This window comes from Priestia sp. SIMBA_032, from assembly GCF_046535215.1.
In the GTDB taxonomy this organism is placed as follows: Bacteria; Bacillota; Bacilli; order Bacillales; family Bacillaceae_H; genus Priestia; species Priestia aryabhattai.
Genome location: NZ_JAWRXD010000006.1, coordinates 125,334 through 149,347, shown reverse-complemented (window position 1 = coordinate 149,347; position 24,014 = coordinate 125,334). Strand labels below are relative to the sequence as shown.

At 37.8% G+C, this 24,014-nt stretch carries 25 protein-coding genes; 4 read left to right on the top strand and 21 right to left on the bottom strand.

The features are described 5' to 3' along the window. Positions 1–209 precede the first annotated feature (209 nt). Positions 210–614, top strand: coding sequence for a GNAT family N-acetyltransferase (locus tag SB717_RS20015; RefSeq protein ID WP_029714360.1), 405 nt, complete (start codon positions 210–212; stop codon positions 612–614). A gap of 73 nt (positions 615–687) precedes the next feature. Here the strand turns inward: SB717_RS20015 and hpf are convergent, their stop codons facing one another. The 5 genes from hpf to SB717_RS19990 all read right to left on the bottom strand — a co-directional run bounded on the left by hpf (position 688) and on the right by SB717_RS19990 (position 4,866). Then, positions 688–1,239: a ribosome hibernation-promoting factor, HPF/YfiA family gene (gene hpf / locus SB717_RS20010; protein WP_013059750.1), complete on the bottom strand. Its 552-nt coding sequence runs from the start codon at positions 1,237–1,239 to the stop codon at positions 688–690. A 188-nt stretch (positions 1,240–1,427) separates the two neighbouring features. Next, positions 1,428–1,766 carry a flagellar protein FliT gene (gene fliT / locus SB717_RS20005; RefSeq protein ID WP_410904541.1) on the bottom strand — a complete coding sequence of 113 codons (339 nt, stop codon included), beginning with the start codon at positions 1,764–1,766 and terminating at the stop codon, positions 1,428–1,430. A 2-nt stretch (positions 1,767–1,768) separates the two neighbouring features. After that, entirely contained in the window at positions 1,769–2,170 is a 402-nt protein-coding gene (gene fliS / locus SB717_RS20000) for a flagellar export chaperone FliS (protein ID WP_028412023.1), read from the bottom strand. 16 nt (positions 2,171–2,186) lie between these two features. Further along, positions 2,187–3,983 carry a flagellar filament capping protein FliD gene (gene fliD, locus SB717_RS19995; RefSeq protein ID WP_029714353.1) on the bottom strand — a complete coding sequence of 599 codons (1,797 nt, stop codon included), beginning with the start codon at positions 3,981–3,983 and terminating at the stop codon, positions 2,187–2,189. A 226-nt stretch (positions 3,984–4,209) separates the two neighbouring features. Continuing rightward, entirely contained in the window at positions 4,210–4,866 is a 657-nt protein-coding gene (locus SB717_RS19990; protein WP_410904539.1) for a hypothetical protein, read from the bottom strand. A gap of 331 nt (positions 4,867–5,197) precedes the next feature. Between SB717_RS19990 and SB717_RS19985 the strand changes: the two genes are divergently transcribed. After that, positions 5,198–6,595, top strand: coding sequence for an amino acid permease (locus tag SB717_RS19985; RefSeq protein WP_144646074.1), 1,398 nt, complete (start codon positions 5,198–5,200; stop codon positions 6,593–6,595). Positions 6,596–6,632: 37 nt separating this feature from the next. Here the strand turns inward: SB717_RS19985 and SB717_RS19980 are convergent, their stop codons facing one another. After that, a complete protein-coding gene (locus SB717_RS19980; RefSeq protein ID WP_410904538.1) occupies positions 6,633–8,345 on the bottom strand; it encodes a high affinity choline transporter 1 in 1,713 nt (570 codons plus the stop codon). A gap of 628 nt (positions 8,346–8,973) precedes the next feature. Here SB717_RS19980 and betB point away from each other — a divergent pair. Together betB and gbsB are read left to right on the top strand one after the other, a co-directional pair. Further along, positions 8,974–10,464: a betaine-aldehyde dehydrogenase gene (gene betB, locus SB717_RS19975; RefSeq protein ID WP_410904537.1), complete on the top strand. Its 1,491-nt coding sequence runs from the start codon at positions 8,974–8,976 to the stop codon at positions 10,462–10,464. A gap of 21 nt (positions 10,465–10,485) precedes the next feature. Then, positions 10,486–11,688 carry a choline dehydrogenase gene (gene gbsB, locus SB717_RS19970; RefSeq protein WP_016765895.1) on the top strand — a complete coding sequence of 401 codons (1,203 nt, stop codon included), beginning with the start codon at positions 10,486–10,488 and terminating at the stop codon, positions 11,686–11,688. Between the two features lie 42 nt (positions 11,689–11,730). On the opposite strand, the gene cudC is transcribed toward gbsB, so the two are convergent. The 15 genes from cudC to SB717_RS19895 all read right to left on the bottom strand — a co-directional run bounded on the left by cudC (position 11,731) and on the right by SB717_RS19895 (position 23,600). Next, a complete protein-coding gene (cudC, locus tag SB717_RS19965; protein ID WP_410904536.1) occupies positions 11,731–12,285 on the bottom strand; it encodes a choline uptake/conversion transcriptional regulator CudC in 555 nt (184 codons plus the stop codon). Positions 12,286–12,512: 227 nt separating this feature from the next. Next, complete coding sequence (gene csrA, locus SB717_RS19960) at positions 12,513–12,743, bottom strand: carbon storage regulator CsrA (RefSeq protein ID WP_029714345.1); 231 nt, start codon at positions 12,741–12,743, stop codon at positions 12,513–12,515. A gap of 24 nt (positions 12,744–12,767) precedes the next feature. Next, complete coding sequence (gene fliW, locus SB717_RS19955; RefSeq protein WP_410904534.1) at positions 12,768–13,190, bottom strand: flagellar assembly protein FliW; 423 nt, start codon at positions 13,188–13,190, stop codon at positions 12,768–12,770. Positions 13,191–13,271: 81 nt separating this feature from the next. Further along, positions 13,272–14,153: a flagellar hook-associated protein FlgL gene (gene flgL / locus SB717_RS19950; protein ID WP_029714343.1), complete on the bottom strand. Its 882-nt coding sequence runs from the start codon at positions 14,151–14,153 to the stop codon at positions 13,272–13,274. Positions 14,154–14,155: 2 nt separating this feature from the next. Continuing rightward, positions 14,156–15,667, bottom strand: coding sequence for a flagellar hook-associated protein FlgK (gene flgK, locus SB717_RS19945; protein ID WP_410904533.1), 1,512 nt, complete (start codon positions 15,665–15,667; stop codon positions 14,156–14,158). Between the two features lie 18 nt (positions 15,668–15,685). Beyond that, positions 15,686–16,147 carry a flagellar protein FlgN gene (locus tag SB717_RS19940; protein ID WP_410904587.1) on the bottom strand — a complete coding sequence of 154 codons (462 nt, stop codon included), beginning with the start codon at positions 16,145–16,147 and terminating at the stop codon, positions 15,686–15,688. A 21-nt stretch (positions 16,148–16,168) separates the two neighbouring features. Continuing rightward, entirely contained in the window at positions 16,169–16,423 is a 255-nt protein-coding gene (flgM, locus tag SB717_RS19935; protein ID WP_144646084.1) for a flagellar biosynthesis anti-sigma factor FlgM, read from the bottom strand. Positions 16,424–16,582: 159 nt separating this feature from the next. Then, complete coding sequence (locus SB717_RS19930; RefSeq protein ID WP_029714339.1) at positions 16,583–16,996, bottom strand: TIGR03826 family flagellar region protein; 414 nt, start codon at positions 16,994–16,996, stop codon at positions 16,583–16,585. A 61-nt stretch (positions 16,997–17,057) separates the two neighbouring features. Then, the gene (locus tag SB717_RS19925; RefSeq protein WP_410904532.1) at positions 17,058–17,750 is read right to left on the bottom strand and encodes a ComF family protein; all 693 of its coding nucleotides are present in this window, start codon (positions 17,748–17,750) and stop codon (positions 17,058–17,060) included. After that, the gene (locus SB717_RS19920; RefSeq protein WP_410904531.1) at positions 17,747–19,255 is read right to left on the bottom strand and encodes an ATP-dependent helicase ComFA; all 1,509 of its coding nucleotides are present in this window, start codon (positions 19,253–19,255) and stop codon (positions 17,747–17,749) included. The genes SB717_RS19925 and SB717_RS19920 overlap by 4 nt, the downstream gene beginning before the upstream one ends. Before the next feature lie 79 nt (positions 19,256–19,334). Then, positions 19,335–20,180, bottom strand: coding sequence for a DegV family protein (locus tag SB717_RS19915; RefSeq protein ID WP_029714335.1), 846 nt, complete (start codon positions 20,178–20,180; stop codon positions 19,335–19,337). Positions 20,181–20,286: 106 nt separating this feature from the next. Next, positions 20,287–20,724, bottom strand: coding sequence for a YaaR family protein (locus SB717_RS19910; protein WP_074681786.1), 438 nt, complete (start codon positions 20,722–20,724; stop codon positions 20,287–20,289). Positions 20,725–20,844: 120 nt separating this feature from the next. Further along, positions 20,845–21,273 (bottom strand): flagellar export chaperone FliS, encoded by a 429-nt coding sequence (gene fliS / locus SB717_RS19905; protein ID WP_410904586.1) that lies wholly within the window; start codon positions 21,271–21,273, stop codon positions 20,845–20,847. Positions 21,274–21,690: 417 nt separating this feature from the next. Next, complete coding sequence (locus SB717_RS19900) at positions 21,691–22,374, bottom strand: response regulator (RefSeq protein ID WP_410904530.1); 684 nt, start codon at positions 22,372–22,374, stop codon at positions 21,691–21,693. Between the two features lie 77 nt (positions 22,375–22,451). Next, entirely contained in the window at positions 22,452–23,600 is a 1,149-nt protein-coding gene (locus SB717_RS19895) for a sensor histidine kinase (protein ID WP_013059773.1), read from the bottom strand. Positions 23,601–24,014: the final 414 nt, after the last annotated feature.

Genomic DNA, 24,014 nt, shown 5'->3' with positions numbered 1-24,014 from the left:
TTTATAATCAGTACATTTTATACTATTTTCATTCATATCTGTATCTTTCATTATAAAACATTCTGAGTAAAATTGTAACATTGCAGCTAAACAAGTAGCAACTTGTACCCTTTTTCGTCTGTCTCTTTACTAGTACTACTCTATTAACGAATTATTTTCTATTGTGATTTCCCCTGCCTCACTCTTACAATAAAAAAGGGGAATGTAGAATGAACGTTCAAACGATTACGAAAGAACAAGCTTGGGAAGTCCGACATATCGTCATGTGGCCTGATAAAGATTTCAGTTATGTTCAGCTGAGAGATGATCCATCAGGAATGCACTATGGACTGTTTGAAAAAGGAGAGTTAAAATCAGTTGTTTCCTTATTTATAACAGGTGATGAAGCTCAATTCCGGAAATTTGCTACGCTCAAAGAAGAACAAGGAAAAGGGTACGGCAGCCATTTGCTAAAAGAGGTTTTGTTCAAAGTCAAGAATCTTGGGATACGAAGGGTCTGGTGTAACGCACGAGAAAATAAAGTATCTTTTTATCAGGCATTCAAAATGAAAGAAACCACGCGTATATTCACCAAATCTTCTACGCGCTATGTAGTTATGGAACTATTTTTTTAAACAGCTAAAAAAGCAGCGTGCGGAAGCACGCTGCTTTTATTTTACTGCCCTTATTTAAGAAAGAAGGTAACCTTTAGTTTGGTTCAATCAATCCATATCGTCCATCTTTTCTTCGGTACACAACGTTTGTAATGTTTGTCTCAGCATTTGTAAATACAAAGAAACTATGTCCTAACATATTCATTTGTAAAATAGCCTCTTCGCTATCCATTGGTTTTAAATTAAATCGTTTTGTACGAACTAGCTCTAATTCATCTTCTTCAGTTGCAACAGCTACGTTCGCTTCGCTTTCTAATGCTGCAAATAGATACTTCTCAGCACCTTTTTCACGCATTTTTCGATTCACTTTTGTTTTATGTTTACGAATTTGACGCTCTAATTTATCTAGGACAAGATCGACAGCTGCGTATAAATCACTGTGGGTCTCTTCAGCTCTCAATACGAGATCATTCATTGGGATTGTGACTTCTATTTTTTGATCGTTATTGTAGACTTTTAAGTTTACATTTACGTCAGCAGTTGGTGTCTCGTCGAAATAACGCTCTAACTTACCAAGCTTTTTCTCTACGTATTCCCTAATTGCTGGAGTCACCTCAATGTTTTCACCGCGAATGTTATACATCATGTTCGAACTCCTCCTTTAATCCATTGCTATACCTTACAATTCTACAATACCCGACACAATCCCTTCCTAAACTATTAAAATTTTTTGAAAATTTAGTGAAAATTTTTGGAACCTGAGAAAAGTTTATGAAAAAACCAAAAAAATAGACCTTCTTCATAAGAAGAAGGGTTGTATTTTTTTACGCAAAATTAATTTTTTTTATCGTAAAACATCCCATCAAACGATTTCATTTCGTAAGGGTTTACATAGCTGTTATTATGCTTTTTTTTAACTTTTAGCAAACGGAGATCCTCCATGATTCGATGCCGAATGAAGATCAGCTTTTGATCAATCGTCTTATTCATTTCGACAATTTTCTTACCCATCCATTCATGATCTCTACTTTTTGGGGGCAGCTTCTCTATGAGGTCACGTCTTTTTAATAGAAGATACTCTAATTTCCGAATGTCTTCTTCTCGATTTTTGTCAGAAAATATTTGAGTAAGCTGGTAAATCTCATCAGTTATCTGATACAGTTCGTTTATCATGTTTATGCTTGGCCGCCGCTTCCATGGACTTGCTGGCGGTGAAGCTGCACAACTTGCTTCCATGTATCGCGGAATTCTGTTACATATTGTTCGGCTTCATCCAAGCTCTCTATGTCATTTTTTGTGTTAGCTTCAATTAAACACTGGTTGATATAGTCATACATAGTCATCATAGACTTAGCAACTTGCACGTTTGTATCAAGGGTAATCATTAATTCTTGAATAATATTTTGTGCTTTTAACAAATTCGTATTTTTTAGCTCAATATTTTTTTCCTGTATGCCTGTTCGTGCAAGTTTGATAAATTTTAAACACCCGTTATACAGCATAAGCGTTAACTCTCCTGGAGAGGCAGTCTGAACAGCTCCTTGCTGATACGCCTGATACGGATTATTTGCTGCCATAAACGTTCACTCCTTCTTAACTAAAATATTGCGATAACTGCGCGCTTTGGGCATTTGCATTTTGAATGGCTTTTTCCATTGCTGTAAACTGGCGATAATACCGGTCCTCTATTTGTGTGAGCCTACTTTCAAAACTCGTGATTTGGCTATTTACGCTTTTTAAATTACGCCCAAGCAAAAATTGTTCGCTTGTCCATGTTGAACGACCAGCGCGCTGCTCGATTTTGGATACGGTTTGAGTAATCGTATCTCGTAAACGTCGTACAATTCCTTTTTCACTTGTTGTACTTCCACTTTTCATAAATAAATCCATAACAGACTGCGGGTCTTTTTCAATTGCTTCTTTTAATTTAGTCCCGTCACCTTCAATCACTAGCTTGCCTCGATCACTATAGTTTGCGCTAGTTGAAATACCGATGTCCGTTAGCTGTGAAAATGCTCCGCTCACTCCTGATACAGAGGCATACCAGTTAGAACGCATTTGATTCAGCCCGCTTGATAAAATTGTGTCTCCTTTTAACAAACCGCTTTTTGCTTTATCATCCCACTGCTCAGCTTGTTTGTCCGTGAGCTTTTCTCTTTCTTGGTCCGTCAAAGGCTGGTAGTTCCGGTCCCTTTCTTCCGTAACCTTTCCATTAATCTTCTCAATCAGTTCATTGTATTTGGTCACAAAATCTTTAATTGTATCAAATACTTTTTGCGTATCATTGCTTACGTTAACGCGCACATCTCCTGTGAAATTATTTTGGAGGTTATAAGTAACACCTGCCGTTGTAAACGTATTGGATTTACGAGTTGTTTCTAGACCGTTTAGCGTAAATTTTGCATCTGTTCCGCCGGTTTCTTTTTGAGTATCTAATTTTAAGAAATTTGTTAAAAACGCTCCTGAAAACACCATCTTTTGACCGCCTGCACCACCGGCTTTTGACAAATCTCCTGTGTCTTTGCGAGTAAAGACAACTTTATCTGTTCCTTCATCGTAAAAGGCTGAAATACCTACTTTTGAATTACTAAGTTGGGTCAAAACAGTATTTAATGACGCTGAGCCATCAAATTCAAATGACATACTGCCGTCTGCATTATCTCCTGTTGCTTTTCCACTGCTGTCATACGTTGTAATAGAAAACTGGAGGACATTTTGCTTATACGTAAATCCTTGAACAGTGCTACCGTTTGTTAATGTGGTACCGAATGTCATTTCGCCCGTATTCATATTAATGAATACATCATTCTCTCCTATTAAAGTAGGATCGCCTGTAGTTTTTATATTAAATTCTTGAGAAGATTCTCCATTTTTCACTTGAATAGAAGAAGGTAGGCTTCCCTCAAAAATAGCTCCTTTGGATAACTTGGCAGCCTTTGTATCATCACTTATTGTAATATCAGGTTGCTTGACCTCTTTTCCACTCCACGCACTGCCAAGCAAGTTTTTTTGCTCCCATAAACTTTTAGCAGGGTCAATAGTGCCTTCTGAAATTTTCTCACTACTGATATTTTGCGCAGCAGTCGCCATTGTCACATTTGAAAGGGTATAAGACGCGTTACCTGCTGAGGAAGTAGCTGCTGCTTTTACTTTCGTTTCATCTGCTGAAGATACCGTTTTAGACGAATAAGAAGACTGCAAGGTCATATTAAAAGCAAGATTATTAAAGTCTGATAACAGCAAGTTCATAGAGCGATAATCATCTCGCTGCCACTCTAACGTTTGCTTTTGTTTTTTCATTTTATCAATAGGCATACGTTCAGCCTTCATTAAATCACTGACGATTTGATCAATATCCATTCCGCTTGCTAAACCACTTACTCTTACCACTTACCATCACCACCGTTTTTTTATTCATCTATTCATCAACTGTTAGCCATAAAATATGAGTACACTTTTCCGAATTTCCTTATTCGTTCATAGGTTCAACACTTCTCTATTTTGTATCGGTAAAACAAATATTTTTTTCATAGGTCAAATGGTGTAAGATAGAAAAAGCTCACTTATTTTTCTATAATAAGTGAGCTTTTTCTTATTGGCCAAACAAGTTTAGTTTCTAGGATAAATTTCTTTGAATATTCTTAGGAATAAGGTATGGTGCTAGATTTATAATATCCCGTAACGAATCAATGGTTACAGAGGCAGATAAATTTATATATTCATCCGTTGTATCTGCTTGCTCAAACGAAATGGAATCTGGCAAATTATTGAGCAGAGTAATTTCATTCATTTCTTTATCGACCGTGACATCAGAAGACTCGTCAATATTTAAGCGATCCCATACTAGGGACATAGGAATCGGCATTCTTCCTAGATGCACGCTGTTCACCTTTAAAACAAGCTTTCCATTTTCGGCATTTGGTGTTACGTCAACTACAAACTGTGATTCCATAAAAGATACTACATGTTTATTAATATAAAATTTTATATGTTCCGGAAGCAACTCGGCTTCTGCTCCCTCAACCGTTTCATCATTTTCATAAAGGTAGCTGCGCAGATAATCGTTAACATCGCTCTCGCTCAATCGGTACCCTAAAATAGGAGAGCCTCCGTTCAGTTCTAGCGACGTCGCATGAGCGGACTTTTCTTGTGCTAGTGAAGATAATGAAGCAGTCTGGTCAAGCTTTTCAACATTTCTAACTGGACTAACGAAAAAATACAACCCAACTAAAAGGATAATAAACAGAAAAATAACAGCTATAAATTTTCTCAAACACACGCACCCTTTCAAACATTCTTCTTGGAATATAATACCGATTTATCTTTTATCATACAAGATAAATAAGATATATGTCGAAAACTTGTATAGGATGTACGTATATAGCGGAAATTCGGAGCAACGAATAAGTCTATAATGAATAAATAAAGTCTTTTTTGACTTAAAATATTTTAAATTCAGTAACTTAAAAGCGATTTTAATAGTAATTTGATAATTGGCACACTTCTTGCTTATTATAAAGGTAAGGGGAGGAATTTCTATTTATATTTTCAGAATTTACTTTATTTTCTAATAGTCTTTCGATAATTTTAAAGGAGTGAATACGATGGGAAACAAAACAGAATCACACGGAAAGTTAAAGCAACGTCACGTTTCCATGATTTCCATTGCAGGTATTATCGGAGCCGGCTTGTTTGTAGGAAGCGGATCCGTTATTAACGCAACAGGCCCAGCAGCAGTAGTTTCATATGCAGCAGCCGGACTGCTAGTCGTTCTATTGATGCGTATGCTCGGTGAAATGGCTATGGTAAACCCAGATAAAGGCTCATTCGCAACATATGCTCAGCAAGGAATTGGCGCGTGGGCAGGTTATGCTGTTGGATGGCTTTACTGGTTTTTCTGGCTAATTGTAATTGCAATTGAAGCCACTGCAGGAGGAGCAATTGTTCATGAATGGCTCCCTTCCGTACCAATTTGGCTTTTAAGCTTAATTTTAACCTTTGCATTAACTTTAACAAACTTGTTCTCTGTCAAATCATTTGGAGAATTTGAATATTGGTTTGCTATGATTAAAATTGTGGCAATCGTTGCCTTTATGGGAATCGGTTTAGCTATTATTTTCGGATTAATCCCAGGTACATCTTCACCTGGTCTAGCTAATTTAACGGGCCACGGAGGCTTTATGCCAAAAGGTACGAACTCTATCTTCTTAGGAGTTATTACCGTTATTTTCTCTTATTTTGGAGCTGAAATTGCGGCTATTGCAGCTAGTGAATCAGAAAATCCAGCAAAAGCTATCACAACTGCTATTCGCAGTGTTGTATGGCGAATTTTAATTTTCTATATTGGTTCAGTTGCTATTTTAGTAACTCTTTTACCTTGGAACTCAGCTGATTTACTAAAAAGTCCATATGTAACAATGTTAGAAATGGTCAACATTCCAGCAGCTGCACAAATTATGAATTTAGTCGTATTAGTATCCGTTTTGTCTTGCTTGAACTCTGCTTTGTATACGAACTCACGAATGATTTTATCATTAGCTCAAAAAGGACAAGCTCCTCGCGCTTTAGCAAAAGTAAGCAAATCAGGCGTGCCGGCAAGAGCTGTATGGATTAGCACAGCTGCCGCATATGTATGTGCTATCTTTAGCTTCGTTTCGCCGGATAAACTCTTTTTATTCTTAGTTAATGCATCAGGAGCCATTGCTCTTATTGTGTACTTAGCTATCGCTATTTCTCATTTACGCCTGCGTAAGAAAATGAATCGAGCAAACCAGCCAATTAAAGGGATGAAAATGTGGTTGTTCCCGTATTTAACATACATAACAATTGCTATTATTACCGTAATCTTCTTATCAATGGCATTTATTGATTCGATGCGCTCACAGTTTTTCTTAACTCTTGGATTAACCGTTGTAGTTCTTCTTTCATACTCGTTCATCAAAAAAACAAACAACAAGCGACCTGACGATCAATTTTCCGAGTCAGAAAATATTGCAAAATAAAAAAGCCGCATCTGCGGCTTTTTTATTTTGCTTTTGATTATTTCTCAACCGATATGTCACGATGAAGATTTCGAAGCGGCTGAGGAGGGCAAATACGTCGCGTCGCGTAAGAAACGACAAAAATAGTTAACAACCCGCCTACCATCGCAAATGTACGAAATGGAAACATGACCACCCCGTCTTCTATCATCGGATACGGAAGCAGCGCTTTTAAATGAAGCAGTGGTTCCCCTCCACCGATTCGAAGAACAAGAGACACAATGAACCCAGCCAAAGATCCGTACCAGTTCGCTCCTTTAAAGAACAAAGCGCAAACCAACTGTGGAAAAAGAATACAATACACTAGGTCCCCTGATAAATACCATAAGGAGTAGACACTCTCAGAGTTTAAAGCAATTAAAGTTGCTCCGGTTCCAATAATAATGATAGAACGTTTGATAACTTTATCTAACTGTGCCTGTGTCGCATTTGGTTTTACAATCGGACGATACACGTTCCAAGCTGCCATTCCCGAAGCTGAAAGTAACGAAGCCGCTACTGCAGCCATGACGGCAGCAGCTAGTCCTCCAAGTGCAATCGCTCCTACTAAATCGGGCGTTAGGTATTTAAATACATACGTTAAAATCATGGACGCGCTCTCAGGACTTGACGCTCCAAATGAAGACCAGTCTGCACTATAACCTATCATTCCTATTAAAGTTGGAGGCAAGGCCGCTAGAGCGCAAAAGATGCCGGCTGTAATAGATAGCCACATTGCTGCTTTTTCATTTTTAGCAGATAACACGCGCTGAAAATAAATCTGCCATGGAATACCACCAAAAATAAGTAAAAATGTGCTATCCCACCATTGCCAATATGTATTTCCCCATTTCGGATCTTCCCAGCCTTTTATTGGAGGAAATAAATGAAGAGAACCAGTCAGGCCTTCTGAATAAGTAGAAAAAACGGCTCCCACCCCTCCCGTATTCGAAAATGCAAAGGGAAGCACCAGAAATAGTCCTAAAAACATAATAGAAAGCTGTAAGATATCGGTATGTGCTACTGCCCACAAGCCGCCAATCACGGTGTATGCAATGGCAATAAGTGCGGAAAGAATGATGGAAATTGAAAAACTGAGGCCTAAAATCACACCGAATGTTGTTCCTAAAGCAGTTAAGATAGCTGCGCTCCAAAACAGCTCTCCCAGTATAGCTGGAAAGTAAAGAACCGTAGCCATTTTCTTACCGAAACGAGATTCTAGAGGATCGAGCATTGTCATAAACTCAAACCTTCTCATCTTTCTAGCAAAAAAGATACCGCCTAAAATCAAGCTGATTGAATAACACCATGGCGCTTGCGTCCATGTCAGCCCTGAGGAATAAACGGTTTCGGCCGTTCCAGCAATATACCCTCCACCTACCCAAGTGGCGGTCATTGTGAACATTGAAATCCATAGCGGCATAGATCTTCCCGCAACAAGCATATCATCTGATTTTCCTTTTTTACTTGCAGCGGCTCGAGCACCAATAAAATAAATAACACCATACATAATGAACATTAAAATGAGGCCTGGCCAATAGAGATCTGGATTATAGAGAGAATAGATAAATGCGACAACCATAAAGATGGAAAATCCTATAATAGTTGTCCATAAGGGGGTTAGTAGACGGTTGTTCCTGTTTGATTTCCCTGAAAAGTCAGAAGTCTCATTCGACTTTTCAGGCCTGGCTTGTTGTGTGTCTGAACGAAATGGCTTTTTAGCATTTTGCATCGTCTCACATCCTTTAAATTGATAAAGAAATCTAAAGACATAATTGTCCTCTATTCCTTTTTCCTACCATCATACAATTAAACCCAAAAATAGTTTTTTTAGAATAAAATATAAATAGTTGGATTATAAATACCAATGCGAAGGGGAGAAATTACGTTTATATAATTATATTAAAATAATTTAAATTGACTTTTTTTATTATTTTGCTAAGAACTCATAATTATTTTCATCTTCCATCTAAACTCCTTTCTTAATTTCCACATTCAAAATCCTTTGTTTCTCAGGGTTTGTATGCAAGCAGATATCGTACTATGGTTAATATATCTGAATGTTTAGTATATTGTCAAAAAAGTTTGAGTGTTTTCATATAAAAAAAGAATAATATTCTCATAGCTCGTACATAAAAAAACCTTTTGTATCAAGGGACATAGCAATCAGTGATTTTTTATTACTTTTTGTTAAATTTTTTCTTAATATCCGAATGATTAGTCTCTTCCAGAGAAGATAATCTAATAAATTCTGAACATTTTGAGTTTTTCGATTTGACTAAATTAAATGTCCGATGCTATAATTCAAATTGTTAAGAACGTTAAATATAAATTTAACAAATTCTATTATTTGGAGGTCGATGCTATTGGAACAAACACTTACGCTTGAAAAAATGCACATAAACGGTGAATGGGTTGAAGCACGCAGCGGCGAGAAAAGAGAGATTATAAATCCTTTTAATCAAGAGGTTATCGCTGTCGTTACAGAAGGAAATCGTGCTGATGCCATAGAAGCCATTGAATCAGCTAGAAAAGCTTTTGATGCAGGTGAATGGTCTAAATTCACAGCGGCCCAAAGAGGTTCTTTACTATTTAAAGTAGCGGAAGAAATTCGTAATGATCATGAAGAACTCGCCAAACTTGAAACCTTGAATACTGGAAAAACCCTCGTTGAAAGCCTGGCAGACATGGATGGAATTGCTGATGTCTTTCAATACTATGCTGGATTAGCAGATAAAGATGGTGGACAGATGATTGAGTCACCTAATCCCGATTCTGTTAGCCGCGTTGTCCGCGAACCTCTAGGTGTATGCAGCCAAATTACTCCTTGGAATTACCCTTTATTGCAAGCCTCTTGGAAATTGGCTCCCGCACTTGCTGCTGGGAACACAATTGTTATTAAACCAAGCGAAATTACCCCTTTAACAACTATTCATATGATGAAAATTTTTGAAAGAGTTGGCTTTCCAGCGGGCGTCATTAACATTGTACTCGGCCCGGGTGCGACCGTTGGACAAGAAATGGCAGAAAGTCACTTAGTAGATTTAGTTTCCTTTACAGGTGGCGGTGTATCTGGACGTAAAGTCATGCAGGCTGCTGCAGGCAACTTTAAAAAAATCGCTCTTGAACTCGGTGGAAAAAATCCGAATATCGTCTTTGCTGACGCTGACTTTGACACTGCGGTTGACTATGCATTAAATGCGGTCTTCTTTCATGCTGGTCAAGTTTGTTCAGCTGGTGCGAGATTACTCGTTCAAGATGATATTCACGATAAATTTGTTTCAGCAGTTATTGAACAAGCCCAAAAAATTAAGCTAGGGGACGGCATGCACGAAGCCACTCAAATGGGACCCGTTATCTCAAAAGAACATCTAGCTAAAGTGGAACATTATATTGAGCTTGGGAAACAAGAAGGTGCTTCTCTTGTTTTAGGAGGCAAGCGTCCAACTCAGGACTCGTTACAAAAAGGCTTATTTATCGAACCAACTATTTTCACAAACTGTCATGGAGATATGAAAGTTGTCCAAGAAGAGTCATTTGGTCCAATTATGACCATTGAGCGCTTCAACACTGAAGAAGAAGCAGTCGCACTTGCTAACGATACGATTTATGGATTAGCTGGAGCCGTTTGGACAAGTGATATGAACCGAGCTGAACGTGTAGTAAAAGCACTCCGTATGGGAACGACTTGGATTAACGATTATCATCCCTACTTCCCGCAGGCTCCTTGGGGAGGATATAAGCAATCTGGGATTGGAAGAGAGCTTAGCCATATCGGTCTAGAAGAATATACGGAAATTAAACATATTTATACGAATACAAATCCACAGCCAATGCGCTGGTTTCAATAAAAATTAAGGGGGAATTTAAAGATGTTTATGCGATTTGAAAGAATGGAACGTTTAAAAAGTTTTGAGATGCCAACGGTTGTAAAACATGGAATTGGTGCTGTCAAGCATACTGGAGAAGAAGTAAAAAACCTAGGTGTATCTAAGGTTTTACTAGTAACAGATCCTGGCGTAAAAAAAGTAGGCTTAGCAGATCCCGTAATCGCTAGTTTAAAAGAAGCGGACGTAGACGTTATTCTATTTGACCAAGTAGAAGCCAATCCTTCTATTCACGTAGTAGCAGACGGCACAAAAATGTACAAAGAAAATGGATGCAACGGACTCGTGGCTGTTGGAGGCGGAAGCTCAATGGATACGGCAAAAGCTATTGGTGTAGAAGTAGCTCATAATGCTCCCGTCTTAGATTATGAAGCAGCTGAAGGAAAAAAACCTTTAACAAAACGTATCCCTCCTTTAACAACAATCCCTACAACTGCCGGTACAGGAAGCGAAGTCACACAATGGGCCGTCATTACCGATCCTGTTCGTGAGTTTAAATTTAATACAGGTGGACCTTTAATTGCTGCTCACTTAACAATTATTGATCCAGAACTGCACGTATCTATGCCTTCACATATTACGGCCGGTACAGGAATTGACGCATTAGCTCATGCAATTGAGTGTTATACATGCCACTTTGCACAACCAATGACAGACTCTGTTGCTTTATTGGCTATTGAGTACGTTGGAAAATACTTACGACGTGCAGTTGCAAATGGACAGGATATCGAAGCACGCTATGGAATGGCGCATGCAGCTATGCTTGCTGGCCTTTCATATGGAAGTGAATCTGCAGGAGCAGCTCATGCGATGGCTCAAACATTAGGAGGCATTTATCCAATTGCCCATGGCCCTTGCGTAGCAGCAATGCTAGGTCCTGTAATGGAATATAACTGGATGGGCGAGCCTGAAAAATTTGCGCGCATAGCTCAAGCTTTAGGAGTTAATACGCATGAATTAACGCTTGAAGAAGCAGCTCAAGCAGCTGTTCGTGAAGTATATCAATTAGTTAAAGATGTACAAATCCCTTCTTTAGAAGAACAAGGTGTTCCAAAAGAAGCGGTTTCTCGCTTAGCTCAAGAAGCATTTAATGATCCACAAACAGTTGGTAACCCTCGTGATTTAACTGTAAAAAGTTACGAATGGATTTATAACCGCTGTTTTGAAGCTACACCATTAACCGTATAAAAATGATAAAAAGGCTGTTGATTTTTCAACAGCCTTTTTTATTTACTCTTTCGCTAATTCTTCATTTAAAATATCGATGATTCTCCGGTCGTCAAAAACTTTCACTACTTTTTTCAAGAAATGATAATAATGTTTTGACTCTATAATCTGCGCTAAATTACGCTTTGCCTTTACTGCGATCTCCTCAGGCAAATCTTCATCATTTAAAAGAATCTGCAGCTTGTTTTCCGCTTCTTCGATTGCCTCTAAATTAACTGAAATTTCTCTTTGCCACTTCTTACAGAAAAATGAAAAAAAGGACTTAGAAAAATCTTTTTCTGCTTCATATAAGTCTTTTCGAACACCTTTTTTCCACACTTTGTGGACCATATCAATATTTTGCAGTGAACGAATAGATGTACTCATTGTTGGTTTACTCATACCCAATTCTTCACTCATTTGATCTAATGTAACAGGTTCATCCATAAAATAAAGCATGCCATACAGCCTTCCTACTGAAGGTGTGACACCATATAAATCCATCGTATCAGCTAAGGCGCTGACAACCACGTCTTCTGCTTCTTTTAATAAATTATGATACTCTTGAACATCACTCATTTACTCTTCTCCTCTTTTGTTAAATTTATTTGAATTATACTTAATAAATTTAATGATACACGATAAAAAGGAAAAAAACAGAAATTCAGTTCAATTTTTTGATAAAAAAGAAGCCTTTCTCTTTAAGAGAAAGGCTTAAGACATAGTGGGGAATACTATATGTTTATCTTTCCCGATTTAGATATTATTTATACCGTATATTTTTGATTATTTTCAACCTGATCGTTTTATTTCTTTTTCGGTAATTGTTTCAGCATATCAATAGCATGTAATGTAATTTGAGAAGCACTTTTATTTTCATTACGTATTTCTTCATAAATCTCTTGTCTATGAATATCTACAGACTTTGGAGCTTGAATTCCTAACTTTACTTGATCACCATTAACTGCAAGGACGGTCACTTCAATTTCATCACCTATTTTGATTGTTTCATGTAACTTTCGTGTTAAAACAAGCATGGACTCACTCCTTATCTATTCCTCTTACTCAAATATCCTGTGCTTCGTTTCGTAAGCTGTATTCATTAAAATCACTTGCTTAGCAAGCTGTTGCTTTGTATTAATAATAACAGGAGCCTGCAAATTAGCCGTTATCTTTTCCACAGAATCTGACATCGTAAGCAATACGTAAACCGCTGCATCTTCCGCTTGTTGTAATTGAAGCTTTTCGATTTCCTGAGGTTCTAGTTGAAAATCATAATCTAAAAAAAACTGAAATGGATCCGTGATAATAAAAGCTACTTCTTTGGTTTGAATAGACTGCAGAACTTGGAAAGCTTCGACTTCTGGAAGTGGTAAAATAACAAATTCAGTTTCTTCCAAAAAACCTGGAATCCCTTGATTAAATGTCAGTGTTTGCTGATTATCTATTTCTATATCTCCATGATAGCTTGTGGAAATTTTCATCTCATCACACCTTTGCTAATTAATTTTTTATTGTTATCTTTTTTCATTATAAAAAAGCTCCTTCTGTTTAGAAGGAGCTTTTTAACGCAAGAAATCTAGTAGCGTAGGCTGAATAATTTGAGCCCCTACTCCCAAAGCAGCACGATGCACGCTTTCTTGTACGGTTAAATCCGTAATGACTTTTTCAATATCAGCATCTTCATTATTTGAAAGCATCTTAGTAGCCGTAATTTCCTGTGAATCAAGGCGGTTTTCGATCAGCTCAAGCCGATTGCTCCTTGCTCCCAATTCAGATCGCTCCGCTAATAGCGTAGACAGCTGCGTGTCTACCTGTGTAGAAAGATCTTTTAGTGAGTTTACATCGTTTTGTTCAAAAGCTGTTTGAACATTGTTCATTAATTCGAATGCATCTTGTCCAAAGATGTTTTCAGGATGAATATTGACTCTCAGCTGGATACCTTTTGATACCTCAACCGAAAAAGGATCCAGGTTAATATTCGACTCTATCATACCGCTTGCATTCCCACTAATAGGCGGTGCTCCCACATTTACACCGTTAAAGATATAGTTTCCTGCCACCTGCGTATTGCCTACTTGCATATAATCCAGCTTTAACTGTTCAATTTCACGTGCAATCGCTTGGCGGTCATCACTTTCATTCGTACCGTTTAACCCTTGCACGACCAGCTCTTTAGTGCGCTGAAGAATGGAATTGACTTGTTCAAGTCCTGATTCTGAACTATCAAACCAAGACTGGGCTTCTGTTAAATTACGTTTATATTGATTTACTTCAGAAAGATTAGAACGATACGCCATTCCTTTAGTAGCCACTACCGGGTCATCCGAAGGACGAGTAATTTTCTTTCCCGTTGATAATTGGTTTTGAAGGGTTTCCAGCTTATTATAGCTATTGCTAATCTGTTTTAACGAATTAGCCGCTAACATTCCTTGTGTGACACGCATCTTTACCTTCCTCCAGTTCCAAGACCGTTTACAATTTTATCAAGCATTTCATCAATCATCGTCACCATACGGGCACTAGCGTTATATGCATGCTGAAACTGAATCATATTGGTCATCTCTTCATCTAATGAAACTGCACTGGTAGACTGGCGCCTTTGCTCTACAGCTCCCTGGAGAGTTTCTGAATTACTTTTTAAGCGGTTGGCTTGTTGGGCATCTACTGACATTTGGCCAATAACAGATTGATAAAAGCCATCTAGGGAAACAGCTTGATTTCCCGAATTAATAAGCACCTTTTGACGAAATTGAGACAACAGCTGAGCATTTTGTCCATCTCCTTGGCGATCAGTTCCAGCAGCACCAGAAGCAGCAGCAATATTGTTCGTGTTTTGTTTAATTTTATCAGCAATAACAATTCCAGTTGCAGCCCCTTCTTTCTGAGAAATCTCATTAAAAAAGGGCACACCATTATCACCATCTAGCGTGACACCTTGTTGGTGCTTATCATTAAACCAGTTCACAAATTCATATGCCATTTCATCTAAATCATCAATCATTGAAGCGTAAACACCTGTTTTATTACCACTATTATCTATATATCCAGAAGCCTCAATTAACCCTTTAAGTTTTCCTTGAGGAAATGACTCAGGATTCCGTATCTCATCCCCTATATGAATTTCCGTCACATAGGAATCTTGATTTGTTGTCACACTGATGGCGTTTACTTGATGAGTTTTCCCATCTAAAAGAGTAGTAGGCCCTTGAGACGTTTGAAGCTGAACCGTTACCACTCCTTCTGACGTTGCAGAAGCGTTCCCGCTGCTTTTTGTATACTCTAAAGAAACCGGCATAAATTTAGAAATCTCATCTAGCAGCCGATCTCTTTCATCATACAAATCATTAGGCAAATAGCCATTCGGTTCTACGTTTTGTATTTGTTGGTTCACATTATTTATTTGCTCTAGCAAAGAATTCACTTGTGTTACGGCTACGTCACGCTCGTTTTGTAAATCACCTTGAATCGTTTTTAAAGAAGTAGATAAATAAGAGAAAGTATCGCCTACTGCTTCAGCCCGTTCAATCATAACAGACCTGGCTCCTGCTTCTGAAGGGTGTGAAGCTACATCTTGAATGGATTCAAAGAATTGATTAAAAACAGCTGAAAGTCCATCTTCAGTAGGTTCATTCATAATTTCCTCCATTTTTTCAAGAGCACCAGCGCGTGCATCCCAATACCCTACTTTAATTGTTTCATCTCGATACTGGGTATCTAAAAATGTATCACGTATTCGCTCTACCGTGCTGGCTTCTACTCCCATTCCTATTTGACCCGCAGTTCCAGTCTGATTCATCCCTGGGGCTGGATAGGCTGGGAACGTTTCTAAACTTACTCGCTGACGCGTATAGCCCGACGTATTTGCATTAGATACGTTATGGCCAATTGTGTAAAGGGCCGCTTGTTGGGCATCCATTCCTCGTTTAGCCACCTGCAAACCATGAAATGTTGAACTCATTCTGCTTTCCTCCGTTCTTTATGCCTTGGAATTGAAAATAGAGTTGGACTGAAACGATCTATTATTTGTTTTTGTATAATTGAACGAATCCTCTCGTTTCGATGGAACAAGAAGGTCTAGTTCGGTATGAATCAGCTGCAAAGACTGTGTGAGCAGCTGATTGTTCAAGTCATTTGCATACTTTATATCTTGAATTATATCTATTAGCTGTTTTTGAAAGGGTATCAAGATGGAGTATTCAGAGAATGAGCCTGCTATTTCTTCAATGGAGCGAGCAGCATGTCCGCTTTTTTCCATCGCTTTTATACGTTTTGTTTCCAGTGCAGAAATAGCAGCTATATGAGATTGCTCTTTTTGCAAAGAAGCCGTCAATGCCTTTACATCTTGTTTAATAATAAAATTCGTTTTCTCTTTAACAATGACAGACAAACTTTTGTGAAGCGTTACTTGTTTTTCTAGTACCGTTTGAATTTCTCGCACGTTCAATCAATGTCAGTCCTTTTACTTTTTATAAAAATCTACAATGCTTTTAGCAATTTCTTTTCCATTAATTTCGTATGTTCCGCTGTTAATTTGCTGTTTTAGTTTCTCCAATTTTTCAAGTCTTTCTGGAGATGATTCATTTCCCTGAAGTTTCTTCGCCTCAGATGAAATATGAATCTGATCTTGTGGATTCTTTTTAGAGACCTGTTCTGTTTTTTCTGATTGTTTTTTGTACGGATTTATTCCAAATAAGTTCGATGGATTAATCTTCATCTCTCTCACCTCTTTTTATATTTGTATCCGTTATCTCTATTCATTATATCGGAATTTCCACCTAAACCTTTAGCATCGACAAGGAAGTTGAGACCATTTTCACAGTCCACCTTAAACATAGGTCTATAGATAGAGAACCTGCAAACACTCAGCACACTTTTACTCTTTTTTCCTTTCGTTAGAACGATAGGTAGGACGCGTCGGCTCTTCATTGGAACGAATTATCTCACGATTATGCTTTTCTAACCCATGTTTAATTTCTTGAGAGCATGAATTGCAAAGTTTCCCTTCTCGAATCTGAGCGTTGCATTGCATGCATGGATAGCTTATATTTGGAAAATTAGTTAGCACTAAGCGACCTTGTCGAATAAATTGATGAATTAACGAATCTGAAACGCCCGTTTCTTTCATCACTTCGTAAGTCGTTGCGGTACGATTTGCTCTTTTCTTCAAGAATGAAGAAACACGTTGAAACAGAGCTTCTTCTTTGTCAAAACATGATTTACATATATTTATTGATCCATTTTTTACAAATAAATGACCGCATTCCCTGCAATTATCTAACGTTCCCATATTCGAAACTCCTCATTTGTTTTTTATTTTACTATCGGTCAAAGCTTTAAATTATACATCTTCATGCACGAATTAAAGTGATCGAACGAACTGAACGTGCCCCAGCTTCCTGCAAACAATTTGCCGCTTGGCGCACGGTTGCTCCTGTTGTATAAATATCATCAATCAAGAGAAATTCTTGATTCGTAACCATTGAGGAATTGACTACTTTAAATTCCAGTCTTTCTGCCAGCCGACTTCGCCTATTTTTCTTTGATTGCTTTGTTCCTGAACAGCGAACAAGAGGCATTTCTATGTTGTCACTGATCAGTTCAGCTAGCGCTAAAGATTGGTTAAACCCTCTCTCATATAATCTCTTGTCCGTTAAAGGTATAGGAACTAGTATAGCTTTTGGATTACATTCTTTTTTATAGAACTTATACCACTGCTCCTTGAATGCTTGGATAATTTCATAGTCTCCTTGAAATTTAAAACGTTCTATTATACTTTGCATAAAATCATTGTACGTATAAAGAGAGCGGTTAAAAAAAGAAGCATCGTTCCATTTCTGACAGTCCTTACATGTGTCTAACTCATAATGAGAAGGAGCCAGGTCTGTAAGAGAGCGGCCGCATCCCCTGCAAATGCTGCTGGTGATGATGGGACATCTTTGCAAGCAAACATTACAAATCCTATCCGTTGAAGAAGGTTTTAACAATGACCTCCAATCGAAAGAAGAAACAAGAGGTTCAAAACAAATCAGACATATTGTCATCGATCAATCAGCCCTTCCTTATAAGCTAGAGCATTCATATATTCAATATGTTCTTTTGCTTTTCGCATAGACAGAGATTGTCCATAATGAAAAAAGACCACGTCTCCCGTTGGAAATTGTGCACTCCTCCCTACTCTTCCTGAAATCTGCACAAGAGCACTTTCAGTAAAAATCGTTTCTTCTGCTCCCAATACTGCAACATCTATGTTGGGAACCGTTACGCCTCGCTCTAATATTGTTGTCGTTACTAAAATAACTAGCTGTCCTTCTCTAAATTTCATTACTTTTTCTTTTCGCTGGGAATCTTCAGCATGGACACCGTCTACCTTTTCGGTCAGCTTTCGAATCATGTCTGTGATCGGAGCAATCCACTTAATTTGCGGGACGAAGACAAAGCATTGTTTCCCTTCGTCTATTCTTTTTTTCAGCCATTTCTCAACATTAGCAGGCAAGGTATCTGTTTTTATTTTTTTCTTCCAATTGCCACACCATTCAAAACGAGGAACAGGAATAAGCATGCGGTGATAGCGGGCTGGAATTTTAACTACTTGTTTTTTTCCTTGCTCAACGTCTTTTTTTAATGATTCACTTGGAGTCGCTGTTAAATAAATCTTTGACGCAGCGTGTTTAGCTGCTTTTGCAACAGCATAGTGCAGCATAGGCTCCGTTGAATACGGGAATGCATCTACTTCGTCAATAATCAGCACATCGAATGCTTGATAATAATGCAGAAGTTGATGAGTGGTGGAAATAATAAGAGAGGATTCATGAAAGCGGTCTTCGCTGCCTCCATACATAGCCAGCACGGACATATCCGGAAATGCTGATTGAATTCTTGGCTTTAACTCAATAACCACGTCTGTTCTTGGAGTAGCAATACAGACTTTCTTTCCGCTGTTCAACGCTGATTCAATACCTTTAAATAAAATTTCCGTTTTTCCTGCTCCGCAAACCGCCCAAATTAAAAGCTCTTCATCCTTTTTTATAGCTTGAATGAGTTCATTTGAAGCACGTTCTTGAGCTGTAGACAGCGTTCCTTTCCAATTCATTACGCTGCTTTTTGGCAGGACATTACTTGCTGGTCCTTCCCAGTTTATAAAGGGCGTGCACTCACTTACTTTGCCCATTACAATACATGCTCGGCAATAGTAGCAGTCCTGGTGACATCTACTGCATGGAAATGAAGCAAAATAAAAGGGGCTGTCACTTCCACACCGGCTGCATTTATATCCGTTTTCTTTCTGGATAAGTGCTTTTTGATAGGAAATATATCCGTTTAGATAATGTTCATGAATAAGAGATAAAGGATAGGGAGTCTGAGTTAGCAGAAGCTGCTTTCCGCTTAAAGAGCGCTGAAGATCTAAAGAGTAGGAGTATGAAGGATTTAAAGGTGGAGTTCTCCATGTATCGATTTGCGAGAGTGGAAAAGCATAGGGGCTAGGTACTTGAACGGGATCTAGCAATTCTTGTTTAACAGTAAAAAGCATATCTTCATTCCTTTCCATGTTTATCGTACACATCTATATACGCAAAAAAAGGTGTTTTTTCCTGCAAAAAAACCAAATCAAATGATTTGGTTTTCGATTACTTTTTATACCAGCCTATACCGATGGCACCTTCACCTAAATGCGTGCCAATGACAGCGCCAAAATAAGAAAGGCTCCATTCAATATGAGGATATTCTTGTTCTAACTCTTGCTGAATTTCTTTTGCTTCATTTTCACGATTAGAATGAATAACTACAGCTTTCATAGGTACATTTTCTTTTGCATCCTCATCAAGAAGCTCGGTGATTCGTTTCAATGCTCGCTTACGCGTACGAATTTTTTCAAACGGAACGATTTTTTTAGATTCAAAATGCAGCACTGGCTTTACTTGAAGCAGGCTGCCGATAATAGCCTGAGCAGCATTTAGGCGACCTCCGCGCTGTAAGTGAGATAAATCATCTACCATAAAATACGCACGCATTGATAGTTTCATCTCTTCGAAACGCGCAATGATTTCGTCAGGATGTTTATTTAATCGGACCATCTCGGCTCCTTCAATCGCATAAAAGCCTTGAACCATACAGCTGATTTCTGAATCAAATACGTGCACATCAAAGTCTTCTACCATGCTACCTGCCGTCAAAGCACCCTGATAAGTTCCGCTAATTCCACTAGATAATGTAATAACGATAGCTGCATCGAATTGATCTCGTTTTAACTGCTCAAACAACTCTACAAATTCTCCTATAGCGGGCTGAGAAGTGGTTGGAAGATTTTTTGCTTCTTTAATTTTTTCAAAATATTGATCTGCAGTCATATCTACTTCTTCACGATATGTTTCTTCACCAAAAATAACGCTTAGCGGTACCATATGTATATGATAGTTTGATCGAATTTCCTCTGATATATAGGCGGTACTATCTGTAATAATTGCTGTTTTCATAAGATAGGGATCCATCCTTTGTTATATAAAATAATTTCACTCTATTCTACAACATTTAGGATTAAAATGCATGTAACGAGAGGTTTACCTATTAGTAAAAGCTCCTTCACGTATACATATTAATTAACAAACCTTGAATCTCTCCAACCCGCTTGAGTAAATTTAAACTGTCTTTTTCTTTTTGAAGGATATCATTTGTCAAGTCAACTAGTTTCGTATCTACTTCTTTCACTAATTTATATACCTTAGTCGTTCCTCTATGATTAAACCCTCTTTCTTCATTCAATTCAAAACCATTTTTAACAACTTCGTTCATAAACTGCTTCACAAGCGTCTTGTATTTTCGCAAGGAATCAATAGTGTGACTTTTTACTAACTGCTTTCCCTGTTCTTCAATTTTATTTATTACTTGAGTTAAATGTTCATAGGTCAGTTCTTTTTGTTTCTTTACCATTACTCCTGTAAATGAAGCCGAACTACTTACTTCTTTTTCTCTAATGAGATTCACGGAAGAAGAAAGACCGTTAATTCGCTGTAACTCCACTATGTATCTCTCCTTTCTCTGTTAGTATACACTCCATTCCGTTTAGACTTTTAGATGTGCTAGCTTGACTAGCTGAAAAGTTTTGAGAGGCATCTGATGCGTGGATGTGATAATTATCCTTTAGCTAAGAGTGATGCTTATGTGCTGTTCATAAGAAGACAGCTTGTTTTTTCGGAACGAAGAGGTATTAGGCGTTGCTTTTAACACTTCATTCCAAGCGTTAGAAAGCTTCTTCATCATTTGTTGAACCTCACATAAAATAATCGTATCTTTTTTAAAGTTAGCCATAATTAATTGCTCAGACATATAGCTGTAAAGGGTATCTAACTGCTCTGCAATAATACCTGCTTGATATGTTAAGCCAATTCCTAGCCGATATAAAATATCGTTGCACTGTTTAATTTTTTCATTCGCTGTAAAATAATCGCTGTGTTGAATTGCTATAATAGCTTCACCAATATTTTGAATAAGTTTTTCATACATCATAGCTGTTAGCTCTTGCGGAGATTTATGATAGATTAATTCTTCCGTTATAAAATTCAGCTTCATCACCTTCTTGCCTTCTTTAAATCAGTTTTCTATTTGTTTCACTATAACTCTTAAATTTCCAAAGGGTATCAGCTGAGGTTTGAATAAATCCTTCTACAACCTCATATGTATCTGAATGTATCGAAGACCTTCCTTTACAAGAGCTTGCATCAAATTGATGGACATTGTTTTGAGGTATGGATGCTTTCGTCGAAAGTTGTAAGATTCTTAAGATTTCCTTTATCCTTAAGTGAAGTTGAAAGACGAGTAAAGGCGCAAAGGTGTCATCCATCGCCTTCCTAAAAGATATCTTCTTCCCTTAACTTATCGGTTGTTTTCCTCTCTCATTACACATGACTTTTTACCCGCAATTTCAAAAAAAGTTATAAAAAGAAAAAAAAAGTCCGATATACCTAGTGGTATATCGGACTTTTGAACTTATCTCACTTCTACCCAGCCGTTTTTGATTGCCACAACAACAGCTTGAGTACGATCATTTACATTCATTTTTTGCAAAATATTACTCACATGGTTTTTAACGGTTTTTTCACTGATATATAATGCTTCTCCGATTCCTCGGTTACTTTTACCATCAGCCAACAGTTGTAGCACTTCGCACTCACGACGTGTTAACAAATGTAGCGGACGGCGAATCTCAATTGGTTCGTGCGGATAAGAAGATGATTGTCCTTGAGCTGCCAGTCGGCGGTACTCTTTTACTAAACTATGCGTTACTTTCGGGTGTAAATATGAACCACCTTCTACAACTACTTTTACTGCCTCAATTAACGCATCCGCATCCATTTCTTTTAGCAGATAGCCTCGTGCACCTGTTTGTAAGGCATGAGTTACATATGTCTCATCATCATGGATAGATAAGATAATAACTTTAGCGTCCGGATTTACTTCTACAAGCTTTTTCGTAGCTTCTACACCATTCACAGCCGGCATGTTAATATCCATGATTACAACATCGGGTTGATGTTCTTCTACAAGGTCAATAACTTCGCTACCGTCGTCACCTTCTGCAACTACTTCAAAATCTTTTTCGAAATCTAAAATTCTTTTTACTCCTTCACGGAATAATTGGTGATCGTCGATTATGATAATTCTTGTCTGCATGTTTGATTCCTCCCCAAATCGAACAACAAATGTTTTACTCTATATTGACCCCTATTTATATACATATCTCTGCCTTTTTAAGCGGCTATAATCGGTACTTTAATCATAACAAGCGTGCCTTGATTAATTTTCGAATGAACAGAAATAGTCCCATCTAACAAATCAACACGCTCTTTCATTCCTATTAAGCCGAACGAATTCTCTTTTTTCTCTTCTTGATTAAAACCACAGCCGTCATCTTTGACCAGCAAAATAGCGTGTTCATTGTTGAACTCTATCTTCACTTGGATTTCCGTTGCGTCTGCATGTTTTAATGCGTTCGTTACAGCTTCTTGCACTAGACGAAACAGTGCTACTTCTAATTTTGAAGCAGTTCGCTTCTCTTGTCCAATGGAAATAAACGTAATCCGAGGCTTGCCTTCATTATAATCTTCAATTGTATCAAGGTATTTACGCAGCGTCGGAATTAGACCTAAGTCGTCAAGTGCCATCGGTCTTAAATCATATATAATTCGACGCACTTCGTATAGGGCAGAACGAACCATTTTTCGTAAATCTCGAATTTCTTCCATTGCTTCTTTTGCACTACGTTCCCGGTAAATTCGGTCAATTAATTCCGATCTCATCATAACATTTGCAAGCATTTGAGCTGGGCCGTCATGAATCTCTCTGGACAAACGTTTCCGTTCCTCTTCCTGAGCTTCAATAATCCGAAAGCCAAAATACTCTTTTTGAATAGCATCTTCTACTATTTCCCCTACTTGTTTTAAATCACTTGTTAAATAATTTAACACAACGGAAATTTGACCTACTAGGTGATCGGCACGTTTAATCGTTTCTTCCAATGTAAGCAAGCGTCTTTCTAGTTCATCTCGACGATTACGCAGCTGATATTCGCTTTGCTGATTCATCAGCAGCTTGGTTTGTAATTCGTGTGCTTTTTCATAAGCGTCTTTTACTTCAGGCTCTGAATAAATTTGAAAATGTCGGCTCACATCAGACAAACGCTTTCGAGCCAACCTTGCCTGAGTTTCCAATTTATCGCCTTGCTCTATCGTCTCAAGAACTTTTCCTTTTAACACTTCTAACTCTTCTTTAATTTGCTGATATTCTTGTCTGGCATCTTCAGAAAGGCGATAGACTTCATTTTTACTATCTCCTACTGTGCCAATAATCTTCTCAAAAATTTCATCAAGTGCCTTGCTTGTTAATTTATGTTTCGACATTTACTCACCCCAAACTATACTCACATTCGGAGAAATGTCTATACGTTCATGCTATATATAGTATTCGTATGACCTATCTGAATTGTGAGGATAAGATCCATATTTTCTCCCTATCTGACTTTTTATATCCAAAAAGTAACGGTTGTTTTTAGTACCCTCAAACTCGACATCAATCGACGCTTGACTCGCGTTATTTGAATAGATTACCATTTACGCTCACTCTTCAACAGTGACTAACTGCCTGTTTCAATCATTTCATTATTTAGCTATACAAGCCTGCACACTACTTTATTATAACGTATATTCTATATGGCTTGTTTAAGTGATGTTGAATTTGATTAATTGATGTCTTTTCATAAACATTTTATACTAATAGCAAGTAAACAGTACGTAAATACCCGTTTTTCTTCTATT